Raw genomic sequence first — 12,479 nt, forward strand, 5'->3', positions numbered from 1 at the left:
ACGACGAGGAGACACCAGTGAACCCATCGACACGCACACCCGGCCGCGTCCTCATCACGGGCGGGGCCTCCGGGCTGGGCGCCGCCGTCGCCCACGCCGTCAAGGCCGCGGGGGGCACGCCCATCGTGCTCGACCGGTCCGTCGAGGGCGTCGAGGCGGTCTCCGCCTACGAGGTCGACGTCGCCGACACCGCTGCGGTGGAGGCAGCGGTGGCCCGGGCCGTCGCGGAGCACGGCGGGCTCGAGGGCGTCGTCACCGCCGCCGGGACGGACAGGTGCGGGCGGCTGGAGGACATCGCTGCCGCGGACTGGGAGCGTGTCGTCGCGGTGAACCTCATCGGCACCGTGAGCGTCGTCCGCGCAGCCCTGCCGCACCTGCGCGCCACGCACGGCCGGGTCGTCACCGTCTCCTCCTCGCTCGGCATCAAGGCGGTCTCCGACGCGACGGCGTACTGCGCCTCGAAGTTCGGCGTCATCGGCTTCACCCGTGCGCTCGCTGCCGAGACCCGCGGCGAGATCGGCGTGACGACGCTCATCCCCGCCGGCATGAAGACGCACTTCTTCGACGACCGCGACGAGCAGTACAAGCCCCAGGACGACTCGCGGCTCAACGACCCGGCGGCCGTCGCGGACGCCGTGCTCTTCGCCCTCAACCAGCCCCCGGGCTGCGAGGTGCGCGAGCTCGTCATCTGCCACGAGGAGGAGGGCTCCTGGCCCTGACGAGCAGCCGGCGCCCGGCACGGCGCGGGCGTGCGGCGCAGCGGGGCGCGGCAGGCACCGACCACCCGGACGCCATGCCCCGCTTCGTCCCACCTTCAGCACGGACGCACCCAAAGCACGAAATGCCCGTTCCGGTGGCGGCGCCGGAGGAGCGGTGCTTCTCTGAGGTCACCCGTGGTCGACAAAGGCGCCGCGCCGATCTCCTCCCACACGGAACGAGGCCGCCGTGAGCGCACTCGACGACATCCCCACCCCTGCCGAGGTCCGCACCCCGTCCCGCCCGCGCAGCCGGACCGAGGTGGACGCACTCGTCCTCGCGCACCTCGGCGTCGCCGAGTCCATCGCCCGCAGGCACAGCTCCGGTGGCGGCGACTGGAGCGACCTGCGGCAGGTCGCGTACGTGGGGCTGGTCAAGGCCGCCCAGCGGTTCGACCCCGTCAAGGGTGAGCAGTTCGTGTCCTTCGCGGTCCCGACGATCGCGGGCGAGCTCAAACGCTACCTGCGGGACTGCGGATGGATCGTCCGGCCACCGCGCCAGGTCCAGGAGCTCCGGGGCCATCTGTCCACGGAGATCCCCCGCCTCACCCAGGCCCTCGGCCGGCAACCGTCGTCGGCGGACCTCGCAGCAGCGATGGGTGAGGACCTGCGCCGGGTCGAGGAGGCCCTCGGCGCGCACAACAGCATGCGTCCGTTGTCCCTCGACGCCCCCGGTGGACCGGACGACACCGAGGGCAACCCGCTCGTGGACCTGCTCACCCGGGAGGACGCCGGCCTCGAGCGGGCCGAGCTCATGGCGACGCTCGCCTCGGCCTGCGGGACGCTGTCGGTCCGCGACCGGCAGATCGTCTACCTGCGGTTCTTCGAGGAGAAGACGCAGCAGGAGATCGGGCGCGAGCTCGGCGTCACCCAGATGCAGATCTCGCGCCTGCTCACGCACATCCTCGGTCGCCTGCGCGCGGAGCTCGTGCCGGGTCCACCCGGGCGACCCACGGCAGCCTGACCGCACCGGTCGCGACCCGCACGGGTAGGCAGCCTCAGCGGGAGAGGACCTCGTCCGCGGCCGCGAGGACGTCGCGGACCGTCACCGCGAGCAGCGCAGGGTCCGGCTCGTCCCCGAACGCGTCGCCCACCCGCACGCTCGCGTCGGTGAGCGCGACGTGCGGACCCTTCGGCGGCCCCCACTCCTCGACGGGGGCGGGACCGAAGATCACGACGGACGGGATCCCGAACGCCGAGGCGAGGTGCGCGGCACCCGTGTCGACCGTGACGACGAGGCGGGCGTCCGCGACGACGGCGGCGAACTGCCGCAGGTCGAGCAGGCCCGCGAGCGCGTGGGACTCGTCGAGCCCGGCCTGCCGCGCGACGTCGAGGGCACGGTCCCGCTCCGCCTCGCCCCCTGTGAGCACGACGTCGAACCCGTCGTCGGCGAGCCGCCGCGCGACCTGCGCGAACCGCTCCGCGGGCCAGCGCCGCGACCCGTAGAAGGCGCCGACGTGCACGACCGCTGCACGCGGCCGCAGGCTGGGCCCGGGGTGCCGGAGCCACACCTCGTCCGGGTCCGCGGGCATGCCGTGGGCCTCGACGAGCCGGGCCCAGCGCACCCGCTCGTTGATGCCGTCGAGCCACTGCGGCCCGTCGCTCCCGGGGCCCCGGTGCCCGATGCGGCGCCGGGCACCGAGCGCGTCGATGACCCGGCGGCTCTCGGGTCCGTTGCCGTGGAGGTTGACGGCCGTGTCGATGCGTCCGGGCCGCAGGGGCAGGAGGTCGTCGAGACCGCGGGCGGGCAGGAGGGCGTCGACCCCGTCGACGAGGTCGATGACGGGGTCGAGCCAGGCGGGCATCGCGAGCACGAGCCGGTGCTCGGGGAGCGCCCGGCGGATCGCGTGCAGCGCGGGGACGGCGACGAGGAGGTCACCGAGCTTGAGGGTCCGCAGCGCGAGCACCTCGGGGACGTCGCAGGTCCTCGCATCGAGGTCGGTGAGGAGTTCCACGCTGCCACCCTGGCAACGTTTGGGGGCCCGCGCCACAGGGAACAGCACGGGGTATGAGCCATCCTTGCGCCGCCCCGCCCCAGCCGCCGCGGGCACGCCGCCGCGTCCTCGTCGCACGGCTCGACAGCGCCGGCGACGTCCTCGTCTGCGGCCCCGCGGTGCGGGCCGTCGCCGCGAGCGCCGACGTGTGGATGCTCTGCGGCCGCCAGGGCGTGGCGGCGGCGCGCCTCCTGCCGGGCGTCTCGCAGGTGCTCGAGTGGGACGCTCCGTGGATCGCGGCGTCCGCGCCGCCGGTGTCCGTCGAGCACACGGACTCCCTGCTCGCCGCGGTCCGGGAGTGCGCGCCCGGTGCCGCGGTGATCCTCACGTCGTTCCACCAGTCACCGCTCCCCCTCGCGCTCCTGCTCCGTCTCGCGGGTGTGCCGCACATCAGCGCCGCGTCGGTCGACCACCCCGGTCACCTGCTCGACGTCCGGGTGCGTCCCGGCGAGGACTTCCCGGAGGACCAGCCGGAGGCCGTGCGCGCACTGGCGATCACCCGCGCCGCGGGCTACGAGCTCCCGGCGGACGACGACGGGCTCCTGCAGGTCCTCGCCGCGCCGGCCCCCGCCCCCGACGTCGCGGCGCTCGTCGGGGACGAGCCGTACGTCGTCGTCCACCCGGGCGCGTCCGTGCCCGCCCGCACCTGGCCGGGGTGGCGCCACCGCGACGCCGTCGAGCTGCTCGCCGCGCGGGGCGTGCGCGTCCTCGTCACGGGCGGACCCGACGAGCGGGACCTCACCCGCGAGGTCGCGGGCGACCACGGAACCGACCTCGGCGGACGCACGGACCTCGCCGCGCTGTCCGGGATCCTCGCGGGCGCCGCGATCGTCGTCACGGGCAACACGGGGCCGGCGCACCTCGCTGCCGCCGTCGGGACCCCCGTCGTGAGCCTCTTCTCCCCCGTGGTCCCCGCCGCGCGGTGGGCACCCTACGGCGTCCCTGTCGCGCTGCTCGGCGACCAAGCGGCTCCCTGTGCCGGATCCCGCGCGCAGCTGTGCCCGGTCGCAGGTCACCCGTGCCTGACCGACGTGACGGCGGACGAGGTGGTCGCCGCCTGCCTGGAGCTCGCCGGACCGGCGCTGGCGCCGACGACGACGTGGGAGAACAGCGTCCCCGAGATGGAGGTACCGACCGCGTGAGGATCCTCGTGTGGCACGTGCACGGCGGCTGGATGGACGCGTTCGTCCGCGGCGACCACGACTACCTGCTGCCCGTCGACGCTGACGGCACCGGGGGACGTGGCCCCCGGCAGTGGCCCGCGAAGGTCCGGGACGTCCCCGAGGGCGAGCTCGCGGACACGGACGTCGACGTCGTCGTGCTGCAACGCCTCGAGGACCTCGAGGCAGCCGAGCGCCTCCTGGGCAGGCGCCCTGGCCGGGACGTCCCGGCGGTGTTCGTCGAGCACAACACCCCGCGCGTCGACATCCCGTCCTCCGTGCACCCGCTCGCCGACCGCAGCGACATCCTCGTCGCGCACGTCACCCACTTCAACGCACTGTTCTGGGACTGCGGGCGCGCGCCGACCACGGTCGTGGAGCACGGCGTCGTCGACCCCGGGCCGCTCTACACCGGGGAGCTCGAGGCGATCGGCGTCGTCATCAACGAGCCCGTGCGGCGGTGGCGGGTGACCGGGAGCGACCTGCTGGGGGACTTCGCTCGCGTCGGACGGGTCGACGTGTTCGGCATGAAGACCGAGGGTCTCGCCGCCGCGCTGGGCGTGGAGCGCCCGCCGGGCCAGGAGATCGTCCTGGCCGCGGGAGACCTGCCCACGGCGGAGCTGCACGCGCAGCTGGCGCGCCGCCGCACGTACCTGCACCCGGCCCGGTGGACGTCGCTCGGTCTGTCCCTGCTCGAGGCCATGCACATCGGCATGCCGGTGCTCGGCGTCGACGCGACGGAGATCCGCCGCGCCGTGCCGCCCGAGGCCGGTGTGCTCTCGACGGACATGACCGAACTGCGCTCCGCCGCGGCCCGGTGGCTCGCGCACCCCGACGAAGCGCGCGCCCGTGGCGCGGCAGCGCGCGCCTTCGCGCTCGAGAACTACGGCCTCGCGGCCTTCCTCGCCCGGTGGGACGAGGTGCTCGGCACCCTCTGACGCGTCACGGATGCCGAGCGGACGCCGAGCGTGCGAGGAGGTCGGCGACCTCCTCGTACATCTCGTCTACCGCGACCCCGGCGACGAACGGCACGTCGTGCGCGCACCGGTCGTCCCTCGCCGGGACCTGCGGTGCTCCGCACTCCGGGCACCGGGTGGTCCACGACATGAGGACGCGGTGCCCGGTGCGGGCGAGCGGACCGGCGTTGATGACGTTGCCGCACCAGAACACCCCGACGGTCGGGCACCCCACGGCGAGCGCGAGGTGCCGCGGGCCGCTGTCGTTGCCGGCGAACACGTCGGCCGCGGCCAGGAGTGCGACGAGGTCGCTCAGCGAGAGCTGTCCCCCGAGCGAGCGCACGTGCGCGCCGCGTCCCCGACCCACGAGCGGCCGGGCGGCGGCGGCGACCTCGTCGGCGAGGTCCGCGTCCGCACCGTCCCCGACGACCACCACGTGCGCGCCGTCGGCGGCCGCACGGGCCGCGAGCTGCGCGAACGACGCGACCGGCCAGCGCCGGCGCGCGTCGGTCGCACCCGGGTGGACGACGAGCAGCGGGGACCCGTCCGGGGGGCGCAGGCCCAGCCCGCGCTCCCGCTCGGCGTCCGTGACGACGAGCTCCGGCTCGAGCCCCACGGGGCGCGCTCCCGCCAGTGCGGCGACCTCGAGCCCGCGCAGCATCTCGTGCTGGTAGTACCGGAACGGGATGGTGCGCTCGAGCGCGACGGCGTCGGGCGTCCGTGTGCCCACCGTGTGCCGCGCCCGGGCACGCAGCAGGAACGGGTTGGAGTTCCGGCCACCCCCGTGCACCTGGACGGCGAGGTCGTAGCGCCGGGCGGCCACCCGCTCGAAGAACGCGTCCGTCGCCGCGGGGTCCTCGACGAGGCCGACGCCGTCCCGCACGCCGTGCGCGACGGGCAGCAGCTCGACGTCCGACACGGGCGACGGGCGTCCCGCGAGCAGCGCACGGTGCAGCGCGTTGCCGAGGAGCGTGATCCGCGCTCCGGGGTAGGCCGCGGCGAGCGCGTCGATCGCGGGCAGGGCGAACAGGAGGTCACCGAGCCCTCCCCCGCGCAGCACGGCGATCCGCTCGATGTCGTCGAACGGCGGCGAGAGCGGGCCCACGGTGGGCACGCGGCTCACAGGGGCGGCGAGACCACCGACGCCCTGCTCGGCGTCCCCGTCCGTCGTGGTCGTGGTCAGCGGTGCGGTCGTCACGGGTCCTCCTCCGGGCGCGTCCTCCGGGCGGTCGTCCACGCCCTGTTCCCGTGCCGCGCCCCCGGCAAACGTTCCGCCGTGCACGTGTAGGGGGACCCCGGGGTGGGTACGGGACCCCTGTGCCCGCCGAGCAGACGCCCGGCCCCACCCGACGCGTGCAGCCGGCCCGCGCCACCGCTCCGGAGGACCCCATGTCGCTCATCCACCTGCCAGGCAGTCACACCGACGAGGTGCTGATGACGATCGTCGACCCCCGGGACGGCAGTCCCGTGGGGGATGTCGAGCCGACGGCGCTGGATGCGCTCGAGGACGTCGTCGACCGGGCGCGCGACGCGTTCGCGTGGTGGTCGCGGGTCCCGCCCGGCGAGCGTGGCTCCATCCTGCGCCACGCCGCCGCCCAGGTGGCGGAGCACGCCGAGTCCCTCGCCCGCCTCAACGCCCGCGAGACCGGCCGACCGGAGGCCGAGGCGCTGGCCGGGGTCACCGCCGGCGTCGAGACGTTCCTGCAGTACGCGGAGCTGGGCCCGTTGCACCGTGGCAAGAGCCTGCGGGGTGCGGTCGACGCCGCCGACTACACGGTGCCCGAGCCCCGCGGCGTCGTGCTCGCCGTCACGCCGTGGAACGACCCGGTGGCCGTCGCGGCCGGGCTCATCGGTGCCGCGGTCGTCACAGGCAGCACGGTGATCCACAAGCCGAGCGAGCGGTGCCCGCACACGGGCGCCTTCCTCGGTGAGATCCTCTCCCGGGCGTTCCCGGCCGACGTCGTCCAGACGGTCCTCGGCGGGGCGGGGGTCGGCGCCGCACTCACCCAGAGCACCGGCATCGACGTCATCGCGCACGTCGGTTCGACGGCGACCGGCGAGCGGATCGCCCGCACCGCTGTCCTCACCGGCGCGCACGTCATCCGCGAGAACGGCGGCAACGACCCCCTCGTCGTCGACGCGGACGTCGACCCGGAGTGGGCTGCGCAGCAGGCAGCCCTCGGCGCGTTCGCCAACTCCGGCCAGGTCTGTGTCTCGGTGGAACGCATCTACGTCCACCAGGCGGTCGCCGGGGCCTTCACGGACGCGCTCGTCGCCGAGGCCCGCCGACGGGAGGCCGAGCGGGAGCTCGGGCCCCTCGTCGACACCGCACTGCGCGACGAGGTGCACCGTCAGGTGTCGACCTCCCTCGCCGCGGGTGCCGTCGCCCGGACGGGCGGGTTCGTCCCCGACGGCCCGGGTTCCTTCTACCCGGCCACCGTGCTGACGAACTGCGGTCCGGGCATGCCGGTCATGACGGAGGAGACGTTCGGGCCGGTCGCCCCCATCCAGGTCGTCCAGTCCTTCGAGGAAGGGCTCGAGCTCGCCGCCGCGGACCGCTACGGGCTCGCGGCGACCGTGCTCACCGGGTCGATCCGCAACGCCCAGCGCGCCGTCGCGGAGCTCCCGGTGGGGACGCTGAAGATCAACGCCGTGTTCGGCGGAGCGCCGGGCGGTTCGGCCGAGCCCCGGGGGGACAGCGGCAGCGGGTACGGGTACGGGCCGGAGCTGCTCGACGAGATGACGCTGACGAAGGTCGTCCACATGGAGGCCGCGCCACTGCGCGGCGAGACCGCCTGACCCTGCGAGGGCACCCGGAAGGAACGTGCGCATGGCCCCCACCGAGCCGATCCTCTCGTCACGCGCGGCGCTCACGGCCGAGGTGCCGCGGATGCTCGCGCACATGTCCCCCGTCGTGAGCGTCGTGGGGGACCCGATGCTCGACGGCTGGTTCAGCGGCACGAGCGACCGCATGGCGCGCGAGGCGCCCGCGCCGGTCGTGCACATCACGTCGCGCCGGTACGTGCCGGGCGGGGCAGCGAACACCGCGATGAACCTCGCCGCGCTCGGGGCACGGGTGCGGTTCTCCGGGGTCGTCGGGGACGACGAGCCGGGGCGGATGATCCGCGACCTGCTCGCCGGGGCCGGGATCGACGTCGCCGGGCTCGTGCTGCATCCCGACGTCGTGACGACGACGAAGGACCGCATCGTCGTCGGCGACCAGGTCATGGTGCGGATCGACGAGATGCCGGCCGGGGTGTACCCGGCGGAGGCCCTCGAGGCGCTCGCCGCCGCCGCCCTGCGAGCCGGCGAGGACGCGGACGCCGAGGTCGTGTGCGACTACTCCTCCGGCACGCTCCAGGGACCGGTGACGCAGGCGCTGCTCGCCCGGTCCGCGCGTCCCGGACTCTGCGTGGTCGACGCCCACGAGCCCGCGCTGTGGGCCGCGCTGCACCCCGACCTCGTGACGCCCAACGCCGCCGAGGCCGCGGCCACCGTCGGTGTCGACCTGCGCGGGGAGCCGGACCGTGCCGCCGCGGTGGCGGCGCTGGCGCGCCGGCTCACGGGGACGACCGGAGCACGGGACGTCGTCGTCACCCTCGACAAGGACGGTTCCGTGCTGCTCGACGCCGACGGCCTGCAGCACCGCACGTGGGCGCGCCCGGCCACCGAGAAGCAGGCGTCCGGTGCGGGCGACACGTTCGTGGCGGCCCTCACGCTCGCCCGCACCTGCGGGTTCCCGCTGACCACGAGCGCGGACCTCGCCCAGGCCGCCGCCGACGTCGTCGTCACCCGGTTCGGCACCTCCCTGTGCACGACCGCCGACCTCGTCGACCACCTCGCGGGGTTCGCGGACAGCGCACTGGACCACGACGAGCTCGTCCGCAGGATCGAGCAGGACCGCGCCGTCGGGCGCTCTGTCGTGTTCACGAACGGGTGCTTCGACGTGCTGCACCGCGGCCACACCGCGTCCCTCAACCAGGCCAAGCGGCTCGGCGACGTGCTCGTCGTCGCGATCAACGACGACGACTCCGTGCGCCGGCTCAAGGGCGAGGGGCGACCCATCAACCCCGCCGCGGACCGGGCGGGCGTGCTCGCGGCGCTCAGCTGCGTCGACTACGTCACCGTGTTCTCGACCGACACCCCGGTGCCGCTCATCGAGCGGATCGAGCCGGACGTCTACGCCAAGGGCGGGGACCATACCGACGCCGGGATGGTCGAGTCGGACGTCGTGCGCGCGCACGGCGGGGAGGTGCGGATCCTCGACTACGTGCCCGGGAGCTCGACGACGGCGGTCGTCCGGCGGATCCAGCTGGCCCCGGCGTCGACCGCCTCGACAGCAGCGCCCGCCCGGACGGTCGTCCGGTCCTAGGTCGTCGTCCGGTCCTGGGTCCCAGCCGCGACGCCCAGGAGCGCCGCGAGCTCGGCGGCCGTGCCCACGCTGGGGACGCCGTCGGGCGCGTGGCCCGTGTCGTGGGACCAGGTGACCCGCGCCGCGCGCATCCCCACGCGGGTCGCGGCGCCGAGCTCGTCGACCATGCCGTCGGCGACGTACCAGGCGTCCGCCGGCTCGAGGCCGAGCGCTGCGAGCGCCGTCGTGTAGATCTCCGGGTCCGGCTTCATGTGCCCGACCGCGCGGGAGAGCGTCACCCCGTCGAGCAGGGGCAGCAGGCCGCTCGCGTCGAGGGTGTGCTCGACGCTCGCTGAGCAGTTGCTCACGAGCCAGGTGCGGATGCCACGGGACCGGAGGTCCGCCAACAGCTCCGGTATGCCGTCGACGACGCGGACGGCGTCGCGCAGGAACCGGTGCTCGGCGTCGGCGAGCTCCGCGACGAGCTCGTCGCTCGTGTCCCGCGGCGCCGGGAGCGCGTCGAGGACGTGCCGGACACGCTCCGTCGTCGGGCCGACGACACCGGTGTTCGACGCGCGGCTCGTCGCGTCCCACAGCGCGAGGAACTGCTCGGTCGGGATGCCGATGCGCTCCGCGAGGTCCTCCTGATGAGCTCTGCGTGCGGCCGGCGCGACGACGACGAGCGTGTCGTAGAGGTCGAAGGTCACGGCGCGCACGGGTCTGTCGTCAGACGGAAGCATGGCCCCACCCTGGCACGGCGACCCAGCCCTGATCCACGCGCGGAGCGACGCGCAGATGGGTGGTGGTCACATCGGGCCACGGCACAGCGCGCCATCGCGCACCCGCGCCTAGGGTTGCGAGATGCACTTCGCGCTGCTGGCGGTCATCGGGGTCCTCGTGGTCGTCGCGGTGTCGGCCTTCGCCTCTCGGCTCGGCGTCGCGGCGCCGCTCATCCTCGTCGTCGTCGGGGTGCTCGGGAGCTTCGTGCCCGGGGTCCCGGTGCTCGAGTTCCCACCGGAGCTCATCCTCACCGTCGTCCTCCCACCGATCCTCTACTCCAACGCCGTCACGGTCCCCCTCGTGGACTTCCGCCGGAACATCAAAGCGATCACAGGCCTCTCCGTGCTGCTCGTCCTCATCTCGGCGCTCGCCGCCGGCGCACTCCTCTACTCGCTGCTCCCGGACCTCAGCTGGCCGGCGGCCATCGCGCTCGGCGCCGTCGTCAGCCCGCCCGACGCGGTCGCGGCCACCGCGATCGGCAAGCGCCTCGGTCTCCCGCCACGCCTCGTGACCCTCCTCGAGGGCGAGGGCCTCGTCAACGACGCCACGGCCCTCGTGCTGCTGCGCTCCGCGATCGCCGCGACCGCCGGAGCGGTCTCCGTGTGGGAGGTCGCGGGGGACTTCCTCTTCGCGGTCGTCGCGGCGATCGTCATCGGCCTCCTCGTCGGGATCATCACGGTGTGGGTCCGGTCGCGGCTCGACGACCCGGTGCTCACCACCGCCATCTCCTTCGCCGTGCCGTTCGTCGCCTTCATCCCCGCCGAGGAGCTCCACGCCTCCGGTGTCCTCGCGGTCGTCGTCGCGGGCCTCTACACCGGCCACCACAGCGCCGCGGTCTTCAGCGCGCAGGACCGCATCAGTGAGCGCACCAACTGGCGCACCGCGCAGTTCCTCCTCGAGAACGGCGTGTTCCTCCTCATGGGGGTCGAGCTCAAGGGCCTCGTCGAGCAGGTCCGCAGCGACGAGCTGACACTCACCGGCGCCGTGCTCATCGGGCTGGCCGTGACCGGCCTCCTCGTTCTCGTCCGGGCCCTGTTCGTCGTTCCCCTCATCGCGGTGCTGCGCCACGACCAGCGCCGGGCCGTCGAGCGTCGGACCCGGCTGAAGAAGGCGCTCGAGCGGCTCGACCAGTACGAGGAACGGGCCGACGACAACGAGGACGGGCCGCGGGACGTCGCCCGTGCCCGCCGGTTCCTCGTCCGCCGTCGGGCCGACGCCGTGTTCCTCACGCAGGAGGGCCTCGGCTGGCGCGGTGGCGCCGTGCTCGCGTGGTCCGGGATGCGCGGCGTCGTCACGCTCGCCGCGGCGCAGTCCCTCCCCAGGGACGTGCCCTACCGCGCGGAGCTCGTGCTCGTGGCATTCGTCGTCGCGATCGTCACGCTGCTCGTCCAGGGCGGCACGCTCCCCGCGCTCATCCGGAAGCTGGGCGTCGTCGGGTCCGACTCGGAGGCCGACCGCGCCCAGCTCGCCACCGTCTACCAGGAGATCGCGACGACGGGCCTCGCCACCCTCGACGACCCGGACCTCGCACAGCCCGACGGCCGACCCTTCTCCCCCGACGTCGTCGAGCGTGTCCGGGAGGACAGCCTCATGCTGGCGGAGGCCGTCCAGGAACGCGCAGCGGTGACGGAGGACGACCGCCCGCACGCCCAGCACCGCCAGCTGCGGCTCATGGTCCTGCGGGCGGAGCGGGCCGCGTTCCTCGACGCGCGGGCGTCAGGCACGTACAGCTCACGCATCCTCGACCGCGTGCAGTACATGCTCGACATGGAGGAGGCGCGCCTCATGCAGATCGCCCGGGGCGAGCCCGGGCACCACTAGCAGCGTGAGCGTCGAGATCTCCGGGCGCGTCTCCAGCTGCCGCGCACACGACCCCGTGGGACGTCACCGGACGCCCCCCCGGACGGAAGGACGATCAGGTGAACTCGCAACCATGGGCAGCCGAGCCCGAGCACAGCGACGCGGTGGCGCGCGAGAACACGGGCCACGGCTGGGACGAGTGGGTGGCGCTCATCGACGCGGGCCCGGGCCGCGACGCCGGGCACACGGCGATCGCTGCCTGGGTGCAGGACGCCCACGGGGTCCCGGGCTGGTGGGCGCAGAACGTCACCGTGAGCTACGAGCGGATGACCGGCCTGCGACGTCCCGGTCAGATGGTCGACGGGACGTTCACCGCGAACCGGTCCCGCATCGTCGAGCGGCTTCCGGAGGAGCTCCGCGCGCAGCTGCTCGACGACGTGACGCGAGCATCCCTGCTGCCCGGCCTCGCGCTCGAGCTCCGGTCCCGCCCGACGACGAGGTCACCGAGGTTCAGCCTGCCGGACGGGACCGCGGTCCTGTTCTCCATCGATCCCGCGAAGGCCGACCGGACCCGGGTGAGCGTCGCCCACGAGAAGCTCGCCTCGCAGGACCAGGTCGATCGCTGGAAGACGTTCTGGGGCGACTGGCTCGCAAGCCTCTAGGCGGGACTGCCGAGCGCCCGC

General features: G+C 74.4%; 11 protein-coding genes. 8 read left to right on the plus strand and 3 right to left on the minus strand.

The genetic code is table 11. The annotated features are described in order from the left end of the window. Positions 1–17 precede the first annotated feature (17 nt). Together AC54T1_RS11340 and AC54T1_RS11345 are read left to right on the plus strand one after the other, a co-directional pair. On the plus strand, positions 18–719 hold the full coding sequence (locus tag AC54T1_RS11340) for an SDR family oxidoreductase (protein ID WP_484345517.1): 702 nt from the start codon (positions 18–20) through the stop codon (positions 717–719). A 226-nt stretch (positions 720–945) separates the two neighbouring features. Then, entirely contained in the window at positions 946–1,719 is a 774-nt protein-coding gene (locus AC54T1_RS11345) for a sigma-70 family RNA polymerase sigma factor (RefSeq protein ID WP_496911988.1), read from the plus strand. A gap of 34 nt (positions 1,720–1,753) precedes the next feature. Here AC54T1_RS11345 and AC54T1_RS11350 read toward each other — a convergent pair whose 3' ends face one another. Then, entirely contained in the window at positions 1,754–2,710 is a 957-nt protein-coding gene (locus AC54T1_RS11350) for a glycosyltransferase family 9 protein (protein WP_496911989.1), read from the minus strand. 53 nt (positions 2,711–2,763) lie between these two features. Here AC54T1_RS11350 and AC54T1_RS11355 point away from each other — a divergent pair, with 53 nt between their 5' ends. Both AC54T1_RS11355 and AC54T1_RS11360 read left to right on the plus strand, forming a co-directional pair. Next, positions 2,764–3,891: a glycosyltransferase family 9 protein gene (locus AC54T1_RS11355; RefSeq protein WP_496911990.1), complete on the plus strand. Its 1,128-nt coding sequence runs from the start codon at positions 2,764–2,766 to the stop codon at positions 3,889–3,891. Continuing rightward, positions 3,888–4,847, plus strand: coding sequence for a glycosyltransferase (locus AC54T1_RS11360; RefSeq protein ID WP_496911991.1), 960 nt, complete (start codon positions 3,888–3,890; stop codon positions 4,845–4,847). Before AC54T1_RS11355 ends, AC54T1_RS11360 begins: the two co-directional genes overlap by 4 nt. Positions 4,848–4,851: 4 nt before the next feature. Here AC54T1_RS11360 and AC54T1_RS11365 read toward each other — a convergent pair whose 3' ends face one another. Beyond that, complete coding sequence (locus tag AC54T1_RS11365) at positions 4,852–6,063, minus strand: glycosyltransferase family 9 protein (protein WP_496911992.1); 1,212 nt, start codon at positions 6,061–6,063, stop codon at positions 4,852–4,854. Between the two features lie 191 nt (positions 6,064–6,254). Here AC54T1_RS11365 and AC54T1_RS11370 point away from each other — a divergent pair, with 191 nt between their 5' ends. Then, entirely contained in the window at positions 6,255–7,664 is a 1,410-nt protein-coding gene (locus AC54T1_RS11370; protein ID WP_484345742.1) for an aldehyde dehydrogenase family protein, read from the plus strand. Between the two features lie 31 nt (positions 7,665–7,695). Then, complete coding sequence (gene rfaE2 / locus AC54T1_RS11375) at positions 7,696–9,237, plus strand: D-glycero-beta-D-manno-heptose 1-phosphate adenylyltransferase (RefSeq protein WP_496911993.1); 1,542 nt, start codon at positions 7,696–7,698, stop codon at positions 9,235–9,237. On the opposite strand, the gene AC54T1_RS11380 is transcribed toward rfaE2, so the two are convergent. Beyond that, positions 9,234–9,956, minus strand: coding sequence for an HAD family hydrolase (locus tag AC54T1_RS11380; protein WP_496911994.1), 723 nt, complete (start codon positions 9,954–9,956; stop codon positions 9,234–9,236). The two genes, rfaE2 and AC54T1_RS11380, sit on opposite strands and share 4 nt — an antisense overlap. 121 nt (positions 9,957–10,077) lie before the next feature. Here AC54T1_RS11380 and AC54T1_RS11385 point away from each other — a divergent pair, with 121 nt between their 5' ends. Together AC54T1_RS11385 and AC54T1_RS11390 are read left to right on the plus strand one after the other, a co-directional pair. Continuing rightward, on the plus strand, positions 10,078–11,817 hold the full coding sequence (locus tag AC54T1_RS11385) for a cation:proton antiporter (RefSeq protein ID WP_496911995.1): 1,740 nt from the start codon (positions 10,078–10,080) through the stop codon (positions 11,815–11,817). A gap of 98 nt (positions 11,818–11,915) precedes the next feature. Then, the gene (locus AC54T1_RS11390) at positions 11,916–12,458 is read left to right on the plus strand and encodes a DUF4287 domain-containing protein (protein ID WP_496911996.1); all 543 of its coding nucleotides are present in this window, start codon (positions 11,916–11,918) and stop codon (positions 12,456–12,458) included. Positions 12,459–12,479 lie beyond the last annotated feature (21 nt).

This window comes from Sanguibacter sp. Z41_6 (genome assembly GCF_059621145.1).

Bases quoted from the DNA above. Each gene is read 5' to 3' on its own strand.
- AC54T1_RS11355 (WP_496911990.1), top strand. From the start codon at position 2,764: ATGAGCCATCCTTGCGCCGCCCCGCCCCAGCCGCCGCGGGCACGCCGC.
- AC54T1_RS11380 (WP_496911994.1), bottom strand. From the start codon at position 9,956: ATGCTTCCGTCTGACGACAGACCCGTGCGCGCCGTGACCTTCGACCTC.
- AC54T1_RS11385 (WP_496911995.1), top strand. From the start codon at position 10,078: ATGCACTTCGCGCTGCTGGCGGTCATCGGGGTCCTCGTGGTCGTCGCG.
- AC54T1_RS11370 (WP_484345742.1), top strand. From the start codon at position 6,255: ATGTCGCTCATCCACCTGCCAGGCAGTCACACCGACGAGGTGCTGATG.
- rfaE2 (WP_496911993.1), top strand. From the start codon at position 7,696: ATGGCCCCCACCGAGCCGATCCTCTCGTCACGCGCGGCGCTCACGGCC.